18 protein-coding genes and 1 riboswitch are annotated in these 20,525 nt (G+C 73.5%); of the genes, 3 read left to right on the top strand and 15 right to left on the bottom strand.

What is annotated here, in order from left to right; all coding sequences use genetic code 11:
- Positions 1 to 8 precede the first annotated feature (8 nt).
- The 9 genes from HHX40_RS09965 to HHX40_RS09925 form a co-directional block, all read right to left on the bottom strand.
- Positions 9 to 1,166 carry an NAD(P)/FAD-dependent oxidoreductase gene (locus HHX40_RS09965; protein ID WP_182880279.1) on the bottom strand — a complete coding sequence of 386 codons (1,158 nt, stop codon included), beginning with the start codon at positions 1,164 to 1,166 and terminating at the stop codon, positions 9 to 11.
- Entirely contained in the window at positions 1,163 to 2,869 is a 1,707-nt protein-coding gene (locus HHX40_RS09960) for a dipeptide ABC transporter ATP-binding protein (RefSeq protein ID WP_182880278.1), read from the bottom strand. Before HHX40_RS09960 ends, HHX40_RS09965 begins: the two co-directional genes overlap by 4 nt.
- Positions 2,866 to 3,729, bottom strand: a complete 864-nt coding sequence (locus tag HHX40_RS09955) for an ABC transporter permease (RefSeq protein WP_182880277.1) — start codon at positions 3,727 to 3,729, stop codon at positions 2,866 to 2,868. Before HHX40_RS09955 ends, HHX40_RS09960 begins: the two co-directional genes overlap by 4 nt.
- The gene (locus HHX40_RS09950) at positions 3,730 to 4,689 is read right to left on the bottom strand and encodes an ABC transporter permease (RefSeq protein ID WP_182880276.1); all 960 of its coding nucleotides are present in this window, start codon (positions 4,687 to 4,689) and stop codon (positions 3,730 to 3,732) included. It lies immediately after the preceding gene.
- Positions 4,686 to 6,335 carry an ABC transporter substrate-binding protein gene (locus HHX40_RS09945; RefSeq protein ID WP_182880275.1) on the bottom strand — a complete coding sequence of 550 codons (1,650 nt, stop codon included), beginning with the start codon at positions 6,333 to 6,335 and terminating at the stop codon, positions 4,686 to 4,688. The genes HHX40_RS09950 and HHX40_RS09945 overlap by 4 nt, the downstream gene beginning before the upstream one ends.
- 149 nt (positions 6,336 to 6,484) lie before the next feature.
- Positions 6,485 to 6,595, bottom strand: a riboswitch (SAM riboswitch).
- Between the two features lie 142 nt (positions 6,596 to 6,737).
- The gene (locus HHX40_RS09940; RefSeq protein ID WP_182880274.1) at positions 6,738 to 7,853 is read right to left on the bottom strand and encodes a sensor histidine kinase; all 1,116 of its coding nucleotides are present in this window, start codon (positions 7,851 to 7,853) and stop codon (positions 6,738 to 6,740) included.
- Positions 7,846 to 8,544: a response regulator transcription factor gene (locus tag HHX40_RS09935; protein ID WP_182880273.1), complete on the bottom strand. Its 699-nt coding sequence runs from the start codon at positions 8,542 to 8,544 to the stop codon at positions 7,846 to 7,848. The genes HHX40_RS09940 and HHX40_RS09935 overlap by 8 nt, the downstream gene beginning before the upstream one ends.
- A gap of 5 nt (positions 8,545 to 8,549) precedes the next feature.
- Positions 8,550 to 9,254 carry a VanZ family protein gene (locus HHX40_RS09930; RefSeq protein ID WP_182880272.1) on the bottom strand — a complete coding sequence of 235 codons (705 nt, stop codon included), beginning with the start codon at positions 9,252 to 9,254 and terminating at the stop codon, positions 8,550 to 8,552.
- Positions 9,255 to 9,343: 89 nt separating this feature from the next.
- Entirely contained in the window at positions 9,344 to 10,612 is a 1,269-nt protein-coding gene (locus HHX40_RS09925; RefSeq protein WP_182880271.1) for a serine hydrolase domain-containing protein, read from the bottom strand.
- Positions 10,613 to 10,861: 249 nt separating this feature from the next.
- On the opposite strand from HHX40_RS09925, the gene HHX40_RS09920 reads away from it, so the two are divergent.
- On the top strand, positions 10,862 to 11,974 hold the full coding sequence (locus HHX40_RS09920; RefSeq protein ID WP_182880270.1) for an LLM class flavin-dependent oxidoreductase: 1,113 nt from the start codon (positions 10,862 to 10,864) through the stop codon (positions 11,972 to 11,974).
- Between the two features lie 28 nt (positions 11,975 to 12,002).
- Here HHX40_RS09920 and HHX40_RS09915 read toward each other — a convergent pair whose 3' ends face one another.
- From HHX40_RS09915 to HHX40_RS09905, 3 genes are all read right to left on the bottom strand, one after another.
- Positions 12,003 to 12,983, bottom strand: coding sequence for an ABC transporter substrate-binding protein (locus tag HHX40_RS09915; protein WP_182880269.1), 981 nt, complete (start codon positions 12,981 to 12,983; stop codon positions 12,003 to 12,005).
- 70 nt (positions 12,984 to 13,053) lie between these two features.
- Complete coding sequence (locus tag HHX40_RS09910) at positions 13,054 to 13,821, bottom strand: amino acid ABC transporter ATP-binding protein (protein WP_310738014.1); 768 nt, start codon at positions 13,819 to 13,821, stop codon at positions 13,054 to 13,056.
- Positions 13,818 to 14,780, bottom strand: a complete 963-nt coding sequence (locus HHX40_RS09905) for an amino acid ABC transporter permease (protein WP_182880268.1) — start codon at positions 14,778 to 14,780, stop codon at positions 13,818 to 13,820. Before HHX40_RS09905 ends, HHX40_RS09910 begins: the two co-directional genes overlap by 4 nt.
- A 259-nt stretch (positions 14,781 to 15,039) precedes the next feature.
- On the opposite strand from HHX40_RS09905, the gene HHX40_RS09900 reads away from it, so the two are divergent.
- Together HHX40_RS09900 and HHX40_RS09895 are read left to right on the top strand one after the other, a co-directional pair.
- Positions 15,040 to 15,732, top strand: a complete 693-nt coding sequence (locus HHX40_RS09900) for a GNAT family N-acetyltransferase (RefSeq protein ID WP_182876329.1) — start codon at positions 15,040 to 15,042, stop codon at positions 15,730 to 15,732.
- Between the two features lie 104 nt (positions 15,733 to 15,836).
- Positions 15,837 to 16,460, top strand: a complete 624-nt coding sequence (locus tag HHX40_RS09895; RefSeq protein WP_182880267.1) for a DedA family protein — start codon at positions 15,837 to 15,839, stop codon at positions 16,458 to 16,460.
- Positions 16,461 to 16,590: 130 nt separating this feature from the next.
- Here HHX40_RS09895 and HHX40_RS09890 read toward each other — a convergent pair whose 3' ends face one another.
- The 3 genes from HHX40_RS09890 to HHX40_RS09880 all read right to left on the bottom strand — a co-directional run bounded on the left by HHX40_RS09890 (position 16,591) and on the right by HHX40_RS09880 (position 20,507).
- Positions 16,591 to 17,796 (bottom strand): sensor histidine kinase, encoded by a 1,206-nt coding sequence (locus tag HHX40_RS09890; RefSeq protein ID WP_182880266.1) that lies wholly within the window; start codon positions 17,794 to 17,796, stop codon positions 16,591 to 16,593.
- A 133-nt stretch (positions 17,797 to 17,929) separates the two neighbouring features.
- Positions 17,930 to 19,153: a sulfite oxidase gene (locus HHX40_RS09885; protein ID WP_310738013.1), complete on the bottom strand. Its 1,224-nt coding sequence runs from the start codon at positions 19,151 to 19,153 to the stop codon at positions 17,930 to 17,932.
- 37 nt (positions 19,154 to 19,190) lie between these two features.
- The gene (locus HHX40_RS09880; protein WP_182880265.1) at positions 19,191 to 20,507 is read right to left on the bottom strand and encodes a lanthionine synthetase LanC family protein; all 1,317 of its coding nucleotides are present in this window, start codon (positions 20,505 to 20,507) and stop codon (positions 19,191 to 19,193) included.
- Positions 20,508 to 20,525: the final 18 nt, after the last annotated feature.

Here is a 20,525-nt window from a genome sequence, read left to right as displayed (position 1 = left end):
CGTGGATGTCAGCCGAGGATCCTGGCCGTCCCGAACCCGGCGGCCAGCTTCGCGCCGGTGGCGAAGCGGCCGGGGCCGAAGGCGGCGAGGCGGGGATCGGGGTCGCCGAGCAGCAGCCGGGCGACGTGGTCGCCCCAGGCGGGCGCGAGCTTGAAACCGTGACCGCTGGTGCCGGCGTCGACGTAGACGTGCTCGCCGACCTGGCCCGTGACCGGCTGCCAGTCGGGGCTCACGTCGTACAGCGAGGCCCAGCCGCCGGTCACCCGGGCGCGGCGGCGGGCCGCGGAGCGCACGGCGGAGGCCGCGGCGAGCGCCTCCAGCTCGTCGGGGCGCGGGCCCGGGACGTCGTCCGGATCGGCCGCGGAGGCCGGGACGACCCCGCCGGTGAGGTACTGCGTGCGGGGCTGCGGGGTCGTGTAGTAGCCGCCGGGCAGGTCGATCAGGACGTGCGGCACGAGCCCGCCGGCGTCGGCGGGGTCGTGCTCGGAGACCGCCACGACGTGCCGCTCCACGGTCAGCGGCAGGTCCACGCCTAGCGGCCGCAGCAGGGCGGCGGTCCACGGCCCGGCGGCCACGAGCAGCCGCCCGGCCCGGTGGACCACGCCGTCGGAGGTGGTCACCGCCGCTCCGCGGCTCTCCTCGGCGAGCGCGACGACCGGGCGGTGCGGGTGGAACACCGCGCCGTGCCGCCGCGCCGCGGCGGCCAGCCCGACCGTCGCAGCGTACGGGTCGGCGTACCCGGCGTCCGCCTCCCAGACGGCGACGGCGACGCCGTCGAGGTCCAGGCCGGGCAGCCGGGCGGGCAGCGCCCCGGCGCCGACCAGCTCGCTGCGGACGCCGAGCTCGCCGAGCCGCGCGGCGGTCTCGGCGGCCGCCCCGGCGTCGCCGGGACCGTGCAGGTAGAACGCGCCGGTCCGGCGGAACCCCGACTGGTGCCCGCCGGTGCGCTCCTCGAAGCCGGCGAGGAACGCGATGCCGTCGCGCGCCGTCTCCGCCAGGAACGGGTCGGTGTAGTAGGCCCGGCAGATGCCGCCCGACCGCCCGGTGGGGCCGCCCGAGACCGGGCCCCGGTCGAACACGGCGACGGAGACGCCGCGCCGGGCGAGGTGGAACGCGGCGGCCGCGCCGTGCACGCCCGCCCCGACGATCGCGATGTCGTACGTCATGCCACGGCCTCCCGGTCGTGCGCCCGATGATCGAGCCGGGCCGTCCGGTCCGGTTGCGGGGCCTCGTCCGGCCGGGGTGTCCGGTCCAGCCGGGGAATCGCGGCCAGGAGCTCCCGCGTGTACGGCGCGGCCGGTTGGGTGAAGATCTTTCGGACGTCGCCGGACTCCACCACCCGGCCGTCCTTCATCACCAGTACCCGGTCGCTGACGTGGTGGATCACGCCGAGGTCGTGGGAGATGAACAGGTAGGCCACGCCGAGCTCGGCCTGCAGGTCGGCGAGCAGGTCGAGCACCTGCGCCTGGATCGACACGTCCAGCGCGGAGACCGGCTCGTCGCAGACGATCACCTGGGGCCGGGGGGCCAGCGCCCGGGCGATCGCCACCCGCTGCCGCTGCCCGCCCGACAGGCGCAGCGGCCTGCGGTCCAGGATCGACTCGTCCAGGCCTACCCGCGCGAGCAGCTCGACGGCCCGGTCGCGCCGGGTCCGGCGCGGCTCGCCGCCCACGGCGAGCGCCTCGCCGAGGATCCGCCGTACGGTGAAGCGGGGGTCGAAGGAGCTCAGCGGGTCCTGGTAGATCACCTGGATGTGCCGCCGCAGGGCCCGGCGCCCGGCGGGCCCCAGCCCCCGCCAGGACCTCCCGTCGACCTCCACCTCGCCCGCGTCGGGTTCCACCAGCCCCAGCACCAGGCGGGCCGTTGTGGTCTTGCCCGAGCCCGACTCGCCGACGAGCCCGAGCGTCTCCCCGGCCCGCAGCTCGAACGACACCCCGTCGACGGCCGCCCGGGCCAGGGCGTCCGGCCCGGTGAACGATTTGGCCAGCCCGGATGCCCTGACCACCACCCCGCCGGGCAGCACGGCCGGCGCCGGACGCGGCGCCGAGCCGTCCTCGGGCACGGTGAGCCGGGTGCCCCTGCCGTGTGCGGAGGGCACCGCGGCCAGCAGCCGGCGGGTGTAGGCGTGCCGGGGGGCGCCCAGCACGTCACGGGTGACACCCTCCTCGACGACCACGCCGTCCTTCATCACCAGCACCCGGTCGGCGAGCTCGGCCACCACGGCGAGGTCGTGGCTGATCAGCAGCAGCCCCGCCCCGGCCCGCCGGCGCTCGGCCAGCAGCCGCAGGATCTGCGCCTGCACGGTGACGTCCAGGGCGGTGGTCGGCTCGTCGGCGATCAGCAGCCGGGGCGCGCAGGCGACCGCCGAGGCGATCAGGGCCCGCTGCCGCAGCCCGCCGGAGAGCTGGTGCGGATACTGCGCGGCCCGCAGTTCCGGCTCCGGCACCCCCACCTCGCCCAGCAGTTCGACCACCCGCCGCCGCACGTCCCCGCGCGGCACGGTCCGGTGCAGCCGCAGGGTCTCGGCGATCTCCTTGCCGACCGGGCGCAGCGGGTCGAGCGAGACCAGCGCGTCCTGCAGGACGTAGCCGACCTCGCCGCCCCGCACCGCCCGCCACTGCCGTTCGCCGTACGCCGTGACGTCGCGGCCGGCCACCACGAGCGACCGGGCGGTGACCTCGGCGCCGGGGCCGGTCAGCCCGATCAGCGTGCGGGCGGTGACGCTCTTGCCCGAGCCCGACTCCCCCACGATGGCGACGCACTCCCCCGGGCTCACCGTGAACGAGATCGAGCGGACGGCCTCGACCTGGCCGAACGAGACCCGCAGATCGGACACCTCGACGATCGGGGTGACCCGCTGTTCGGTCACGACAGTCTCCCTTCGACGCGCCGCTGCAAATGGCGGCCGACGACCGTGACGGAAAGGACGGTGAGCGTGATGGCCAGCCCCGGGAAGACCGCGACCCACCAGGCGACGGAGAAGTAGTCGCGCCCGGCCGACAGCATCGCCCCCCACTCCGGGGCGGGCGGCTTCGGGCCGAGGCCGAGGAAGCTGAGCGACGACGCCGCGACCAGCGCGGTGCCCACCTCGATCGTGGCCACCACCAGCAGCGGCGCGAACGCGTTGGGCAGCACGTGCCGCGTGACGATCCCGGCCCTGGTCAGCCCGAGCGAGACGGCCGCCTCGACGTACCCGGACCTGCGGATGACCATGGTCTGGGCGCGGACCAGGCGCGCGTAGCCGGGCAGCGTGTAGGCGGCGATGGCGAAGACCGCGTTGAGCGTCCCCGGCCCGACGACGGCGATGACCAGCAGGGCCAGCAGCAGTCCCGGCAGCGAGAGCAGGATGTCGACAAGGCGCATGGCGGCCTCGTCGAGCGCCCGGCCGCCGAGCGCGGCCAGCAGCCCGACGAGGGTGCCGCCGGTCACCGCGATCGCGGTGGCGGCCAGCCCGGCCAGCACCGACGGCCTCGTTCCGTACACGATCCGGGTGAAGATGTCGCGACCGTTGGCGTCGGTGCCCAGCGGGTGCCCGCCGCCCGGCGGCCGGAGCGCCGCGACGGCGTCGGTGAGGTCGGGCGAGCCGTGCGCGACCAGGCCGGGCGCCACCGCGACCACGGTCACGGCCAGCAGGAACGCGGAGGCGGCCCAGACGCCGGCCCGCGGCACCCGCCGCCGCCGTCCGCGCCCCACGACCACGGCGGGTGCGACAAGGGTGGACGTGGTCACTCAGGCACCTCGCAGTCGCGGGTCGATGGCCAGGTAGAGCAGGTCGAGCAGGATGTTGATGACGACGTAGAGCAGCGAGGCGATCAGCACCACGCCCATCACGACCGGCAGGTCCTTGTTGCCGACGGCCGCGAGGGTCAGCCGCCCGATGCCCTGCCGGGAGAAGACCGACTCGATGATCACGGCCCCGCCGAACAGGAAGCTGACCATCCACCCGGCCAGGGTGACTGTGGGCAGCAGGGCGTGCCGCAGCGCGTGCCGCAGGCGCACGCCCAGGTCGGACATGCCGCGCGAGCGGGCGGTGAGCACGAACGGCTCCTCCAGCGTGAGCTCCAGTCCCTCGCGCAGCACCTGGCTCAGCGTCGCGACGACCGGGATCGCCATCGCGACGGACGGCAGGACCAGGCTCTCCAGGCCGTCCCCGCCGGTGGCGGGGAAGATCCCCAGCCCGAACGAGAAGACGGTGAGCAGCAGGATCCCGGCCCAGAACGACGGGATGGAGATGCCGACCAGCTCGATGCCGGAGAACACCGCCCGCGCCCACCGGCGGCCCGCGGTCAGCACCGCGACCGTGACCGAGACCACGACCGCCAGGACGAACGACGAGAGCATGAGCTGGACGGACGAGCCGACCTGCTCGCCGATCGCCGAGGCGACCGACTGGTGCAGCTGGTACGACTGGCCCAGGTCGCCGTGCAGCACCCGGCCCAGGTAGGCGGCGTACTGGGCGGGCAGCGGCCGGCCCAGCCCGTAGTCGGCGATGATCCGGGCGCGGACCTCGGGTGTGACGGTGCTGCTGCCGATGAGCAGGTCGACGACGTTGCCCGGGGTGAGGTGGAGGCCGGCGAACGCGACCGTCACCGCGCCCCACAGCACCAGGACGGACGTGCCCAGCCGCACCAGCACCGGGCGGACCACCCGGGCGCGGGCCCGGGTGGCCGGTACGGCGACGGCGGTCATGCCTGCTCGACCCAGGCGCCGTAGAAGGTCGGGTACGCCTGCGGCTCCCAGCCGATGTCGTGGGCCTTCTTGCCGGTCCCGAGCAGGTAGTTGAACACGTACACCGGGAAGACCGCGGCCTCGTCGGTGACCCGCTGCTGCACCTTGGCGTACAGCTCGGCCCGCTTGGCCTGGTCGGTCGTGTCCAGCGCGTCGCTCAGCCAGCCGTCGACGTCCTTGTCGGACAGGCGGGCGGCGTTCTGGCCGAACTTGGCGGCCGTGGGGATGGCGGAGGTGTCGAACAGGTTGCGCAGGGTGTCGCCGTCGGCGCGCTGCCAGCTGAAGTCGATGAGGTCGTAGTCGCCCTTGGGATACTTCTCCAGCCATTCGTTGACCGTGCCGGAGACGAACTGGATCTCGAAGCCGATCTTCTTGGCCTCGGCCTGGATCTGCTCGGCCAGCGTGTCGCGCTGCTCACGCGCGAACGCCTTGAGGAACCCCCAGCGGATCGTCAGCCGCCTGCCGTCCTTGGTCCGGTAGCCCTCGGCGTCCTTCCCCGACCAGCCGGCCTCGTCCAGCAGCCGGGCGGCCGCCGCGGGGTCGTACTTCGTCTTTCCTTCGAGCGTCTTGTCGTACCCGTCGGTCGACGGGGAGATGGGGCCCGCCGCGGGCTGGAACGCCCCGAAGTAGAGGTTCTTGACGATCGTCGCGAAGTCGATGCCGTCGCGGAACGCCTGCCGGACCCGCTTGTCGGCGAACGGCCCGGAGGTCGTGTTCGGGTAGTAGTTGTAGTTGCCGCCCGGCGCCTGCCGCGTGGTGACGGTCAGCCGGGGGTCGCCCTGCACCTGCTTGACGTTCACCGGCGGCACGCTGGCGATCCCGTCGACCTGCCCGCTGGTCAGCGCGCCGAGCCGGACGGAGTCCTCGGTGATGACCTTGATCTCCAGCTTGTCCAGGTACGCCTCCCCGGTGTGCGCGGCGCCCTCCGGCGCCCAGGCGTAGCCGGGGTTGCGGTGGTAGGTGATGCCCTTCTGCACCACGTACTCGTCGATCACGAACGGCCCGGACCCGACGACCTTCTTGCACAGCGCGTCCTGCGGCTGCTTCAGCGACCGCGGCGACTCGATGCCGAAGTACGCGGTGGCGAGAGCGGACAGGAAGGGCGAGTACGGCCTGCTGAAGTGGACCTTCACCGTGTGCGGGTCGACGACCTCGCTGCCCTTGTACGGCTCGATGTATCCCGCGGCGAGCTGCGACTTCGTGGCGGGGTTCACGATGTGGTCGAGGTTGGCCTTGACCGCCGCCGCGTCGAAGGGCGTGCCGTCGGAGAACTTCACGCCGTCGCGCAGGGTGAAGGTGTAGGTCTTCTGGTCCGGCGAGACGGTCCACTTGGTGGCGAGCCAGGGGTGGATCTTGCCCTCGGTGTCGAGCGACACGAGCGAGTCCAGGGCGGGCCGGGTGAACAGGCCGGCCACGTCGGCGGGGCTCTGATGGGGATCGAGGCAGGTGGAGGGCTCGGTGTTGACGGCGAACGTCAGCGTGCCGCCCTTGACCGGCCCGGCGGGGGCCTTGCCCGCCGCGGTGTCCTTGCCCGTCGTGCCGCAGGCGGCGAGGGCGAGGACCCCCAGAAGCGAGACGCCGATGGATAAGCGCGTGTTCGTGGACATCGGGGAGAGCCTTTCGGTGTTCAAGACGGGACGGCGGAGTGGGGAGGCGGCGTGTCCCGGCCTGTGCCCGCCCGAAACTCCCCGTGAGTGGCCATGCCGCCTCCCGGAGAGCGTGCCGCGCACGCCCCCATGACCAGGAGCCCCGATGGGGCCCGCGCTTGCGGCGCGACTGCCACGCCGCCAGGTTTTCCCCGGGGCACCCCGCGCGGTGCGAGGGTTGCCGGCCGACGAGCCGGGGCTTGGCGTCGGCGCTCAATACCTATAAATAAAGTAGGAAAACTAGGGTAACCTGTCAACACGCTTTCGCCGGGGATTCCGGCCTTTCCGCGAGGAGCGGCGGTCCGGTGACGACGAGTGGCACGGCCCCGCGGCAGCGGCCGGGGGCGAACCGGGCGGCCGTGCCTACGGCGCGCCGGGAAGCCGTACGGTGACGAGGAGCCCGCCGTGGGGGCCGGGGGCGAGATCGAGGCTCCCGTTGTGGGCGCGGACGACGCTGTGCACGATGGCCAGGCCGAGACCGGCGCCGGCGTGCTCGTCGGTGCGCACGCGTTCCGTGCCGCGCTGGAAGGGTTCGATGAGGGTCGGTATCAGTTCCGGCGGGAGCGGGCGGCCCGTGTTCTCGACCCGCAGCAGGCTGGTGCCGCCGTACGCCTCGGTGTGGACCGTCACGGTGCCGCCGGCGGGGAGGTTGTGGACGATCGCGTTCTGGACGAGGTTCGTCACCATCCGCGCCAGGAGCTCGGCGGAGCCCTCGGTCCGGGCCGCCCCGCCGGTGACGTTCAGCGTGATCCGGCGTTGTTCGGCGAGCGGGAGCAGCGTTTCGGCGGCCTCCTCGGCGGCGAGGGAGAGGTCGACGCTCTCCCGGGTGAAGTCGCCGCGGTCGCCGCGGCTGAGCAGCAGGAGGGCCGCGGTGAGGTCGATCGCCCGCTGGTTGACGGTGTGCAGGCGATCGAGGAGTTCGTCCCGGTCCCGCGTGGGGTCCCGGCGGGCCACGTCGAGGAGCGTCCGCGAGATCGCCAGCGGCGTGCGCAGTTCGTGGGAGGCGTTCGCGGCGAACCTCCGCTGCTCGGCGACGTGGGACTCGAGCCGGTCGAGCATCGAGTCGAACGCGTCGGAGAGCTCCCGGAACTCGTCCCGGCGGCCCTTCATGCGGATCCGGTGGGACAGCGACCCGTTCGCGGTCGTCCGCCGGGCCGCGTCCGTGATCTGGGTGAGCGGCGCGAGCATCCGGCCGGCGAGGAGCCATCCGCCCAGCAGGCCGAACGCCAGCAGAAAGGCCAGTGCCTGGCCCGCGCGGGGGACGAAGGCGCGCTGGAGGTCGGTGCGGTTGGGGATGAACCGCAGGGGCGCCGCCCCGGGCGGGGCGGCCCCCGGCCCGGTGCCGAGCGCGCCGTCGGGCACGTAACGCAGCAGGAACACCCACACCACCGCCAGCAGGAGGGCGCCGGCGAGCAGGAGGAATCCGGCGTAGCTGAGGGTGAGTTTCAGCCTGGTGCTGAGCCCTGGGCGCCTATCCATGCGTGCTGCCGGGGCCCGTTCCCGTGGCGATGCCGGTGTCGATCCGATAGCCGACACCGGGCACCGTGGCGATGACCCATGGTTCGCCGAGCCGTTTGCGCAGTGCGGAGACGGTGATGCGCACGGCGTTGGTGAGGGGGTCGGCGTTCTCGTCCCAGGCCCGTTCCAGCAGCTCCTCGGCGCTGACGATCCCGCCCTCGGCGGCGACGAGGACTTCCAGCACGGCGAACTGTTTGCGGGTGAGCGCGACGTAGCGTCCGCCACGGAAGACCTCCCGGCGGAAGGGGTCGAGCCGCAGGCCCGCGATCTCGCGAACCGGGGGCCGGGCGTACGCGCGTCTGCGGTCGAGCGCCCTCAGCCGCAGGACGAGCTCCCGGAGCTCGAACGGTTTGGTGAGGTAGTCGTCGGCGCCGAGCCCGAACCCGGAGGCCTTGTCGTCGATCCGGTCGGCGGCGGTGAGCATGAGGATCGGGATGCCGCTTCCGGAGGCGACGATGTGCCGGGCGACCTCGTCGCCGGAGGGACCGGGAATGTCGCGGTCGAGGACCGCGATGTCGTAGGAGTTGACGCTGAGCAGTTCCAGGGCCGAGTCGCCGTCGCCGGCGATGTCTGCGGCGATCGCCTCCAGCCGCAGACCGTCCCGGACGGCTTCGGCCAGGTAGGGCTCGTCCTCCACTATCAGCACGCGCATACGGCTCAGTCTGCCGGTGCGGGCGCCGGCGCGGGGCGGGGCCGGTCCGGTGACGCCTCCGGGCGCCACCAGCGGCGCGACACGAGCCCGAAGAGCACGGCGCCTGCGGCGTTGACCAGCACGTCGTCCACAGACGACACCCGGTCGAGCCGCAGGACGTACTGCAGGGTCTCGACCACGGCCGAGCAGCCCGCCCCGAGCGCCAGGATCCGCGGCACGGACGCCAGCGCCGCGAAGCGCAGCGGCGCGAAGAACCCCAGCGCCGCGAAGATCAGCAGGTTGCCGCCGATCCCGATCGGCCCCATCGTGACCAGGTCCCGCAGCGGGATCAGGCTCACCCGGCCGGGGACGATGCCGGCCCCCGGGCCCGGCATCAGGGTGAGCCACACGAACGGCACCGTCCCGTAGACCATCCCCACCTCGGCCAGCGACCTCCGCCACGCCGAGGTGACGCCGGCGGCCTGCTGGAGGAGCGCCAGACCCCACGTCACCAGAGCGGCCGCCGGCAGCCCGGCCAGCATCATGAACAGCACGCCGTTCTCCGTGTCGAGGCACCCGTGCCACCGTCCGGCCAGGCATGCCGGAGCGGTCATCACGAGCGGCCGCCGCACGGCGAACACGGCGCTCGCCAGGCCGAGGATCGCCAGGCCGGCGAGCACGATCCGGCTCGTGCGGCGGGGCGACGCTGACGGGGATGCGTGGTGGTTCATGCCTCCATTGGAGACGGAGAGCCGTTGCGACGGCGTATGCGATTCCGCATACGTCCGCGATACACGGAACGCCGGCGTCGTCCGGCGCCTCAGCCGCCCGCCCCGCCGCCCGTCCCACCGCCGGGCGAGGCCCCGGTGACGGCCCGCAGCTCCTGCCCGATGATGTCGACCAGCGGCGCGCCGTCGTGGTTGGTGAGGATGACGCCCACCCAGCCGGTGTCGGGGTAGATGCTCCAGTTGGCCCCGACACCGGGGTTGCCGCCGGAACGCTGGTACGCCCACTGGCCTTCGACGATGTCGATCGCGATCCCGTACGCGGCGAACGACGCCGGCCCGAGGGGGGTCTTGGCCGCGGTGAGCACGTCGGCCCAGGGCCGGTCCAGCACCGTGCCGTCGCTCAGCGCCCGCGCGAACCGGACCAGATCCGGCGCCGTGGCGAAGCCGCCGTCCCCGGGGGCGTCGATGAAGGCGCGGCCCGGGTTCTTGCCCAGGATGTACGGGTACGGGCTGCCCTTGTCCAGGTTGCCGAGGGCGTCCACGACGCCGCCGGCGGCCACCTCCATGTATGGGTGGGCGATGTGCTCGCCGGTGAGCCACTGCGGCCTGGTGTGGAACGCCGAGCCGGTCATGCCGCAGCGCCTGAAGATGTGCTCCTGGACGTAGTCCCAGTACGTCGTGCCGGACACGGCCTCCACGATCAGCGCGGGGATGGTGGTCTCCGCCTCCTGGTGGCCGGTGCCGGGAAGGCCCGGGACGCCTGTCAGTCTCGCCTGCCGGACCCGCCGCTCGTGATACTCGTGCACCTCGTCCCGGCTCCGGAAGACGCGTTGCACGTCCTCTGCTGGCATGTCCAGCCCGGAGGTGCCGGACAGCAGGTGGTGGATGGTCACCCGATCGGCGATGTCCTCGGCGAAGCCCGTCAGATGGGTTCCCACCGTGTCCGTCAGCTTCAGCCTGCCCTGCTGGGCCAGCTGCAGGATGGCCACCGCGTGGAACGGCTTGCCCGCCGAACTGAGGGCGAACGCCGTGTCCTCGCGGTTGCGGATCCTCCTCTTCTCGTCGGCCATGCCGTAGCCGCGAGACAGCACCGTCCGGCCCCGGTGTGACAGCAGCACCACGCCGGAGAACCTGCCCTCGGCGGCGAGCCGGGCCACGTACCGGTCGTAGGCTCCGCCGGGCAGGGTGTCCGGCGGGATCCGGTCGCGCCCGTCCTGGGCCGCCGTGGGACGACCCGGCCGGTGCCGAGGCGGCGTGGCCGTTCCCGGCGCTCCGCCGGCCGCGACCACACCGGCGGCCGCCAGACCGCTCCACTTGACCAGCTGCCGCCGGCCGACATCACGTACCGAATCCGAGTTCATGCACACGGTCCTTTCCGGTGGGGAACCGGCGCTCTCAGCGACGCGCCGCGCATCGCTCCCACTGAAGAGGCCGGGCCGTTGCGGCGGCGTATGCGCTTCCCGATACGTTCGCGACACACGTTCGGGGAAGATCGGAGGAAGGTCACCGTCACCAGGCGGATCCGGTAGCATTCCCGACTAAATCGGTCTGTTTGGCGTGGTTTTGATCGATACCGTACGCCGGTCCTCATCCGCTGACGAGGTGACCTGATGCGCTTCCACTGGTTCCTGCCGACGACCGGCGACGGCCACGACGTCCGTTCCGCCATCATGACCACCGACGGCTTCCGCCCCGCCGCGCGTCCCGCCACCGTCGCGTACCTGACGCAGGTGGCCAGAGCCGCCGAGCACGCCGGGTTCGAGGCCGCGCTCACCCCCGTCGGAGCGGGCTGCCCGGACCCCTGGATCGTGTGCGCCGCGCTGACCCAGCACACCGAGCGCCTCAAGACGCTGGTCGCCTTCCGCACCGGGTACGCCCTGCCCACCCTGCTGGCCCAGCAGGCGCAGTCGTTCCAGGACGTCTCCGGCGGGCGGCTGCTGCTGAACGTCGTCACGGGCGGAGATCCGGTCGAGCAGCGCGCGTACGGCGACTTCCTCGGCCACGACGCCCGCTACGCGAGGACCGGCGAGTTCCTCGACGTGCTGCGCCGCGCCTGGGCGGGCACCCCCTTCGACCACCACGGCGAGCACTACCGCGTCGAGGGAGGCGGGCTCGCCGAGCCGCTCGACCCGGCGCCGGACGTCTACTTCGGCGGCGCCTCCCCCGCCGCCGAACGGGTCGCCGCCCGCCACGCCGACGTGGCCCTCATGTGGGGGGAACCGCCATCGGCGATCGCAGAGAGGATCGCCCGGCTGCGCGACCTCGCGGCGTCGGCGGGCCGCGAGTTGCGGTACGGCCTGCGCGTGCACGTCATCGCCCGCGACACCGGCGCCGAGGCCTGGGCCGAGGCGGAGCGGCTGCTGGCCGGGATGGACCCGGCGCGCGTCGCCGAGGCGCAGCGGCGTTTCGCCCGCTACGACTCGGTGGGACAGCGCCGCATGGTCGACCTGCACCGCGGGGACACGCGCGACCTGGAGATCCACCCGGGTCTGTGGGCCGGCGTCGGCCTGGTGCGCGAGGGCGCCGGAACCGCCCTCGTCGGCTCCTACGACGAGGTCGCCGCGCTGCTCCGCGAGTACGCGGCGCTGGGCGTCGGCGAGTTCGTCCTGTCCGGCTGGCCCCACCTCGAGGAGGCGTACCGGGTCGGCGAGTACGTCCTCCCCCGCCTCCGGGCCGCCGAACCGGCCGCCGCGGCGGTCGCCAACGCCGCGGGACCCTCCTGACGGACACCGGCGGGACGGGACGGGTTGCCTACTGCTCGCGGGGCAGGCCGGGCGGGTTGACCTGGGATTCGTCGACGGCCTCGGTGGACAGGCCCCAGCGGGCGAGGACCTTGCCGTAGGAGCCGTCCTTGATCAGGGCGTTGAGAGCGTCGCTGATCGGCTTGGCCAGGCCGTTGCCCTTCTGGGTCATGGCGGCGATGAGCCCCTGGAGCGTGGGGCCCGCACCGGAGTAGGTGCCGACGATCTTGGTTTCGCCGCTCACCGCGGCGTGGTACGCGGAGGTGGGGTTGGGCGCGAAGTACGCCTGGATCCGGCCTGACCTGAGGGCCAGGTAGGTGTCGGCCGCCTGCTTGTAGTACTGGATCTGGACGGGCTTCAGCCCGGCGGCACGGTTCTGCCTGTCCCAGCTCAGCAGGATCTTCTCCTGGTTGGTGCCGGATCCCACGGCCACGGTGAGCCCGGCGACGTCGGCCGGCTTGGTGATCGAGGTGACGGGGCTGTCCTTCGGCACCTCCCAGGCGAGCTGGTCCAGCCGGTACGTGGCGAAGTCGTAGACGTCCTTGCGCTCCTCGGTCACGGTGACGTTGGAGAACCCGGCCGCGTACTTGCCGGACCTGACCGCGAGGAACAGGTTCTCCCACGAGGTGGGCTCGATGCGCGGCTTGAGGCCGAGCACGTCGGCGACGAGGGAGGCGATGTCCTCCTCCACCCCGATCGGCGTGACGTTGTCGTCGGCGACGAAGGACAGCGGCGGCTCGAACGTCGAGGTGCCGACCAGGAACTCTCCCCTGGCCCGGACGGCGGAGGGAACCTCCGCGGCGATCGCGTCCACTTTCGCGGCCCGGATCCGGTCCTGCCGCGGGCTTGTGTCGATCTTCAAGCCGACCGGCGCCGCCTCGGCGGCCGCGGCGGCGGCGCCGGTCGCGGGTCTGTCGGAGCCCGTGCCGCAGGCCGCGAGCAGCAGCAGTGCGGACACGGCGAGTACGGCTGACCGGGGTGCGGATGACATGCGCTTTCCTTCGGGGCTTCTCGGGGCTTCTTGAGGTCTTTACGCGTCGCCTCTTCGCGGGGCTCGCCAGTCAGAGCACCCTGCCGAGGAAGGCACGGGTGCGGTCGTGCTCCGGCCGGTCGAGCACCCGCGGGGGCGGGCCCTGCTCGACGATCCGGCCGGCGTCCATGAAGGCCACGGTGTCGGCGACCTCGCGGGCGAAGCCGATCTCGTGCGTGACGACGATCATGGTGGTGCCGCCGCGGGCGAGCGTCTTCATGACTTCCAGCACCTCGCCCACCAGCTCCGGGTCGAGCGCCGAGGTGGGCTCGTCGAACAGCACCACCTTGGGCCGCAGGGCGAGCGCCCGGGCGATCGCGACGCGCTGCTGCTGTCCCCCGGACAGCTGCCGCGGGTAGGCGTCGGCCTTGCCGGACAGCCCCACCTGCTCCAGCAGCTCGGCCGCCAGCGCCTCGACCTCGTCACGGGGGCGGCGCTGGGCGGAGAGCGGGGCCTCGGTCACGTTCTGCCGGACCGTGAGATGGGGGAACAGGTTGAAGTTCTGGAAGACGAAGCCGATGTGGGTGCGCCGGCGGAGGATCTCGCGCTCCTTCAGCTCGTGCAGGCGGTTCCCCGAGCGCCGGTAGCCGACGAACTCGCCGTCGATGGCGATGTACCCGCGGTCGATCTTCTCCAGGTGGTTGATGCCGCGCAGCAGCGTCGACTTGCCCGACCCCGAAGGGCCGATGATCACCGTCACCTCGCCGGGCCGGACCCGCAGGTCCACGCCGCGCAGGACCTCCAGCGAGCCGTAGCTCTTGTGGACGCCGCGCACGTCGACCATGAACTCGCCGCTCATCGCGGTCCCCCTTCGCCGCCGCCGGCTCGCCGGGGGGCGGCCCGCCGTACGGCGAGGGCCTGGCGCAGGCGCCGCATCCGCGCCGAGGGCCCCGGCCGCGCGAGGCCTCTGCCGAACCTGCGTTCCACGTAGTACTGCCCGACCGAGAGCACCGTGGTGAGGACGAGGTACCAGATCGCGGCCACCAGCAGCATCGCGATCACCCGGCCGGTCCGGTTGTAGATGACCTGCACCTGGTAGAAGAGCTCGGGCAGCGCCATGATGTAGACGACCGAGGTGCCCTTGACCAGGCCGATGATCTCGTTGCCGGCCGCCGGCACGATCGACCGCATGGCCTGCGGAAGCTGGATCCGGAGGATCTGCCGGGCCCTCGGGATGCCGAGCGCCGCGGCCGCCTCCAGCTGGCCCGGGTCCACCGACAGGAAGCCTCCGCGCACGATCTCGGCGGCGTACGCCGCCTGGTGCAGCGCGAGGCCGAGCGCGGCGGCCGTCACCGGCCCGATCAGGTCCATCGTGCCGACGGAGAGGAAGGCCGGCCCGAACGGCACCCCGAAGGAGATCTGCTTGTACAGGGCGGCGAGGTTGTACCAGAACAGCAGCTGCAGGATCAGCGGCACCGAGCGGAACAGCCACACGTAGCCCCACGCCACCGACGCGAGCAGCGGGACGCGCGACAGCCGCATCAGCGCGAGCACGGTCCCCAGCAGGAAGCCGAGCGCGATGCCGAGCGCGGTCAGCTCCACGGTGAACAGCACCGCGTGCAGCACCGAGGGATGGAACAGGTATTCGCCGACGACCGGCCAGTCCCAGGCCGGGTTGGTCACCAGCGCGTTGCCCGCCATCGCGAGCAGCACCGCCACCGCGGCGCCGGCGATCCAGCGTCCGGGGTGACGCGCCCTGACCACGGTCAGGGCGGCGGACTCCGCCGTCGTCTCCTCCAGCACGACAGGAGCGGTCATCGTGCCTCCGGGGTGGCGAGTGGATGGATGTCTGCCGGCGGCGCGGGGCCCGGGGCCGGGATCGGCCCTCGCGGCGGCCGCGCCTGATCTCGTCCTCATCTTGGGGGCAAGCCCGATATACCGTCAAGACCTACTTGTTTAGTAGGTTTATGCACGCATCGTCAGACGCACGAACGGCGGGAGGTCCGATGGCGAAGGCATACCTGTCCCCCCATCAGCACGGCACGGCAGGAACCGGCATGACACGGGGAGAGGCGCGATGAGCGACCGGCACCCCCTCGACAACCCCGTCTGGGCGTCGCTCACCGGACCCCACGCCCACCTCGCCGAACGGCACGGCAACGCGCTGCGCTACCCCGGCGACGTCTCCCCCTTCCACACCCTGCCCGACGATCCCGGCCCCGGCGACTGGAACGACCTCGCCGTGCTCGCCGGGCCCGGCGCGACGATCCCGGTCACCGGCGTGACCCCTCCTCCGGGGTGGGAGGTGGTGATGCAGGGCGCCGGCGTGCAACTGGTCGGCGACGGCGTGGTCCCCGTCCGGGACGACGAAGCCGTCCGCCTAGGGGCGGCCGACGTGCCCGACGTGCTGGACCTCGTGGAGCGCACCCAGCCCGGCCCGTTCCGGCCGCGCACCATCGAACTCGGCACCTACCTGGGCATCCGCCGCCGCGGCGCGCTGGTCGCGATGGCCGGGGAACGGCTGCACCCGCCCGGCTGGACGGAGATCAGCGCCGTCTGCACCGACCCGGCCTTCCGCCGGCAGGGCCTGGCGGCCCGGCTGGTGCTGGCCGTCGCCGCCGGCATCCGGGCCCGCGGCGAGATCCCGTTCCTGCACGCCGCCGAGAGCAACACCGACGCCATCCGCCTGTACGAGGCGCTCGGCTTCCGCCTCCGCCGCCGGACGACCTTCACCGCCGTCCGCGTGCCCGCCGACGTGCCGGTCGCCTGAGAAGGCCCGCGCCGGGCGGCGGCGCCTCGCCGACGCGCGGGCGGAGGACGGCCCCCTGAGCACGACCGTGTGACCATGTCGGTCGGGGGCCGTCTGGAGGACACGTGGATGCGATCATCAACTGGCTTTCGGGCCTGTCGGGCATCGCGGTCTACGGGGTCGTGGCCGCTCTGGTCTTCGCCGAGGACGCGCTGTTCGTGGGGTTCGTGATCCCGGGTGAGACGGCCGTCGTGCTGGGGGGCGTGCTGGCCGGCCAGGGCAGGCTCTCGGTGTACTGGCTGGCGCTCGTGGCGGTGCTGGCCGCCGTCGCGGGCGACAGCGTGGGGTACGCCGTCGGCCGTCGCATCGGCCCCGGCGTCCTCGGCGCGCGTCCGCTGCGCCGCCGCCGGGAGCGGGTGGAGCGGGCCCGGGAGCTGGTCCGCCGGTGGGGGCCCCAGGCGGTGCTCCTCGGCCGGTTCGTCGCGTTCCTGCGGGCCCTGATTCCCACGCTGGCCGGGGTCTCGCGGATGGAGTACCGGCGATTCCTGCTGTTCAACGTGGTGGGCGGGGTGCTGTGGGGGGTCGGTTACACCCTCCTGGGCTACTTCGCCGGCGCGGCGTACCGGCGGGTGGAGTCGGCCGTCGGCGGCGTGGCCGCGGCCGTGGTCGCCGGGGCCGTCGTGATCGCCCTGGTCGTGTGGCGCGTCCGGGCGCACAGGAAGGGCACGGGGAGATCGCCTCTCCGGTGAAGGGAAGGCACGTGCTCCGCGGGCGGGCCCACCGCGTCACCGGCCGCGCGTACCCGCGTCGCGGCTCGACCCGCGCGACCGGCCCGTGTGACCGGCCCGCGTGACCGTCGGCCGCGGTCGGCACGCGCGGTCAGCCGCGGACGGTCCGTCTCTGACGGAGGTCGGCCTGTTTCCCGGGGGGTTCGAGCGGCAGCCGGGCCGCGAGGACGAAGCCGCCGTCGGGGGTAGGTCCCGCGGTGAGGCTGCCGCCCAGCAGGCTGACGCGCTCCCTGATGCCGGGGAGGCCGTAGCCTCCGCCGAGCAGCGGCGTCCTGGTCGCCGCGCGTCCGCCGGGCCCCGTACCGCCCGCCGGGCCGCCCTTGCCGCCCGCTGCGCCACCCCCTGTGCCACTCACTGTGCCACCCACTGGGCGGCCCGCGGTGTTGACCACGGAGATGTCCACATGGCCCTGCTCGATCGCGCCGGCGATGCGGACCTCGGAGCCGGGGGCGTGCCTGCGCACGTTGTTCAGCCCTTCCTGGACGAGCCGGTAGCACACGTGCGTCACCTCCGGCGGCAGCGCCCCCGGGGGGACGTCGAGCCGGACGTCGACCCGCAGCCCGGCGGCCCTCGCGTCCTCGGCCAGGCGGGCGATCGCCTCGGCCCCCTCCACCACCGGCACGTCCTCCCGGCGGAGCATGGTGAGCAGCTGCCGCAGCTCGCCGAGCGCCTCGACGCCCTTGTCCTCGATCCCCTCGGCGAGATCGGGGATGTCGGCGGGATCCACCGGATCCCGGATGAGACCGGCGTTGAGGACCATGCCGGTGACCGCGTGCGTCACCGTGTCGTGCAGCTCCCGGGCGATCCTGCGCCGCTCCTCCAGGACGGCCGACTCCTCGCGCTCACGCACCCCGGCCCTCAGCTCGCGGATCCCCCGCCGGTGGTCGTACACCCAGGTGCCGACCAGCGCGGGCAGGTAGACGAGCGTCACCGCGCGTACCACGCTCAGGTAGAAGATCCGGTCCGTGTAGGGGTTCTCGTAGTCGACCACGAGATACACCGCCATGAGCGCCAGCGCCACGCACGTCCACGAGCGCGCGCGGTGCTCCGCCGTCAGCGAGAAGACGGCGAGGACCATCGGCACCGTCTCGCCCACGAGGCAGGCGCAGAGCACGCCGGCGACGATCGCCGGCCAGGGGGTGTAACGCCGCAGCAGCATCGTCGCGGCGGTGGCCGATCCGACGGTGAGCTCCACCGGTTGCGGCACTCCGTCCCACAGCGAGAAGGAGTGGCCCATCACCGTCGGCGGGATCGTGAACGCGATGACGGCGGCGGCGAGCAACAGGTCAACCAGCACTGCGCCATGTGACGTGCGAATCTGCGCCAGATTTCGCCACATATACGATTCTTTGCCCGTTTACGCGGGCACCCACGCCCCCTGTCAGTAGATCTTCGCGCGGCCCGTCCGGCCGCGGCCTCCCCGCCGCCGGTCAGGTCACGACGACCGGGTGGCGCACCACCGCGTCGAACGCGTACCCCAGGTGGTTGTAGGCCGCCCGCTCCGGCTGCACGGCGCCCGTCTCGTCCACGGCCCGGGCCAGCAGCCCCGCCTCGCCCACGCCGGGCGGCGCCCAGCCGAAGGTCCACCTGACCCACCCGTGCGGGCTCCTGTCGCCGTGCAGGCGCGCGGGCCGCCACGACACGCCCTCGTCGTCGCTGACGTCCACCCGGACCACGCGGCCGTTGCCCGACCACGACCGGCCGTGCAGCAGATGGCCGCGTCCCGCGCGGAGGCGGGCCGGCCAGGGGAGTTCGAAGGCGCTCTTCACCCCCGTCCGGGTCAGCGGGGGGCCTCCCCCTGGTGGGTGGCCGGGGCCGTGCATGCGATAGAGGCGGCTGCTCCACGGCGACTCCAGCGGCTCGGCCGACACCTCGACGTCTCCCAGCCACTTGATCCAGGCGATCCCCGCCCACCCCGGCACGACCAGCCGCGCCGGGAAACCGTGGTCGGGCGGCAGCGGCCGCCCGTTCATCTCGTACGCCACGAGGACGTCGTCCAGCGCCTTGGTCACGGGAAGCGGGCGGCGTACCCGGCCGAGGTTCTCCCCGCCGTCGACGTAGTCGGGGTCGAGCCCGCGCGGCATCAGCGCCACCGCGTCGCCGGTCATCCCCGCTCTGCCGAGGAGCGCCGCGAGCGGCACGCCCCGCCAGCGCGCCACCCCCACCGCTCCCAGCCTCCAGGGGGTGCCGGTCACGTCCTGGCTCTGCTGCTCCCCGTACAGACTCCGGCCGTTGCCCGCGCACTCGACGAACGCCGTCACCTCCTCCGCCGGCATGGCGAGCAGGTCGCGGTAGGTGAACGAGACCGGGCCACGGCGCAGCCCGCTCCCCCACAGGGTGAGCCGCCACGAGGCGGCGTCGATCAGCGGCGTCGACGTGTGGTTGCGGACGAAGAACAGCCGTTCGGGCGTCAGGTCGCCCTCGCCCCGCAGGGCCTCCCACCGCATCTCGGCGTTGGTGCCGTGCACGGCGAACAGGCGGGCCGGCAGCGCCTTCCGGATGCCGGGCGGCGGTGCGGACGGTGTCAGCGGCGTGGGCGGTGGCGCCGGCGCTGGTGGTGCGGGCGGCTCCCCCGCTCCGGGCGCGCGGCGGCCCGTCTCCCGGTCGCCCGTCGTGGTCGTGGTCGTGGTCGTGGTCGGGAAGCGTGGATTCACACGTCACCTCCGCGCTGTCGGCGCCTCGGACACTCCACTAGCTCGCCGGCCTCCGCAGGGCGACGGCCGGCAGGGGGATGGGCGGGAACGGGTTGTCGGGCAGCAGGATGACCCGGCGCGGCCGGTCCGCCTGCCCCGCCGCGTCGAGGTGCAGCAGCGCCGCCCCTATCCCCGCCGCCCCCGTCAGGTAGCCGGTGTCGGCCGACACCTCGCCGGGGCGCTGCCGCCGGTACGCCTGGTACCAGCGGTATCCCCGCTCGTCGTAGCCCGTAGCCCTGCCGATCAGGTGGTCGGCGAGCCTGCGGGCGAACTCCAGGTGCTCCTGCTCCCCCGTCGCCGCCCACAGGCCCACGTACAGCTCGATCAGCCCGGCGGTGCCGCAGCACTGGCAGGCGACGTTCCACAGGCCCGCCGTCTGGCGGAAGGGCGCGCCCGACTCCCTGACCCCCGCGGCGAGCCGCCTCACCCATTCGAGCTCGCCGCTGTCTCCGGTCACCCGGTAGAGCTCGTAGAACATGCGCGCGACTCCGGCGGACCCCGAGCAGTAGCCCAGGTAGTCGCCGACCACGGCGCCCTGTCCCGTCGCCACGCCCGCGGCCCTGACGACACCCGCGCCGCGGTACGCCGCGTCGAGGAACGACCGGTCGCCCGTCGCGGCGTACAGGCGGGCGAGCAGGAAGGCCGTTCCGGCCGCGCCGGTCAGGAAGCCGGGCGCCGCCGCCTCGCCGGGAAGGACCGGGCACGTCGCGGTCTCCTCGCGGGGTCCCGCCAGCCGCGCGATCCGCCGGCCCGCCTCGACCGCCATCTCCTCGTAGGCGGGCACGCCGAGCGCGGTGGCGGCGCGCAGCAGCCCGAGGACGACGCCGCCGTCGCCCCGCAGGGTGGGATCCCCCGACCAGCCGATCCCGCCGCCGTCGAACGCGCGGGCGCTCCGCACGATCCGGTCGGCCACCGCGACCGCCGTGGCCTCGAACCGCTCCTCGCCGAGGGCCCAGCCGGCCTCGGCCAGCGCGAGGACGACGCCCGCCAGGCCGTGGTGCAGCGACATGTCCCCCTGCTCGGGACACGTCGCGGCGAGGTAGCGGGCGCCGGCGCGGGCGTCCTCCAGGTAGGCCTCGTGACCGGTTCCGGCGGCGAGCTCCAGGAAGAACAGCACGATCCCGGCCGCCCCGGAGTGCAGGGACACCGGCCCGCCGGCCGTCGCCGGTCTGCCGTACGGGTCGGGGTTGGCCCGCCACCGCCTTCCGCGCTCGTCGTCCACGGCGGCCGCGCGGATCCACCGTCCCGCCATGATGGCCGCCGTCAGCGGAGTCTCTGCTCGCTCACTCGACGAGCGGATCGGGTCCCTGCCCATGGGGTTTACTATCCCACA

Source organism: Microbispora sp. H10949, from assembly GCF_014161435.1.
GTDB classification, from domain to species: domain Bacteria; phylum Actinomycetota; class Actinomycetes; order Streptosporangiales; family Streptosporangiaceae; genus Microbispora; species Microbispora triticiradicis.
The sequence above is the reverse complement of the archived record's forward strand: the minus strand, read 5'-3'. Positions and strand labels throughout refer to the sequence as shown.

Coding starts and splice junctions, on each gene's coding strand:
- HHX40_RS09965 (WP_182880279.1), bottom strand. CDS start 1,166: ATGACGTACGACATCGCGATCGTCGGGGCGGGCGTGCACGGCGCGGCC.
- HHX40_RS09950 (WP_182880276.1), bottom strand. CDS start 4,689: ATGACCGCCGTCGCCGTACCGGCCACCCGGGCCCGCGCCCGGGTGGTC.
- HHX40_RS09945 (WP_182880275.1), bottom strand. CDS start 6,335: ATGTCCACGAACACGCGCTTATCCATCGGCGTCTCGCTTCTGGGGGTC.
- HHX40_RS09940 (WP_182880274.1), bottom strand. CDS start 7,853: ATGGATAGGCGCCCAGGGCTCAGCACCAGGCTGAAACTCACCCTCAGC.
- HHX40_RS09935 (WP_182880273.1), bottom strand. CDS start 8,544: ATGCGCGTGCTGATAGTGGAGGACGAGCCCTACCTGGCCGAAGCCGTC.
- HHX40_RS09930 (WP_182880272.1), bottom strand. CDS start 9,254: ATGAACCACCACGCATCCCCGTCAGCGTCGCCCCGCCGCACGAGCCGG.
- HHX40_RS09925 (WP_182880271.1), bottom strand. CDS start 10,612: ATGAACTCGGATTCGGTACGTGATGTCGGCCGGCGGCAGCTGGTCAAG.
- HHX40_RS09920 (WP_182880270.1), top strand. CDS start 10,862: ATGCGCTTCCACTGGTTCCTGCCGACGACCGGCGACGGCCACGACGTC.
- HHX40_RS09915 (WP_182880269.1), bottom strand. CDS start 12,983: ATGTCATCCGCACCCCGGTCAGCCGTACTCGCCGTGTCCGCACTGCTG.
- HHX40_RS09910 (WP_310738014.1), bottom strand. CDS start 13,821: ATGAGCGGCGAGTTCATGGTCGACGTGCGCGGCGTCCACAAGAGCTAC.
- HHX40_RS09905 (WP_182880268.1), bottom strand. CDS start 14,780: ATGACCGCTCCTGTCGTGCTGGAGGAGACGACGGCGGAGTCCGCCGCC.
- HHX40_RS09900 (WP_182876329.1), top strand. CDS start 15,040: ATGAGCGACCGGCACCCCCTCGACAACCCCGTCTGGGCGTCGCTCACC.
- HHX40_RS09880 (WP_182880265.1), bottom strand. CDS start 20,507: ATGGGCAGGGACCCGATCCGCTCGTCGAGTGAGCGAGCAGAGACTCCG.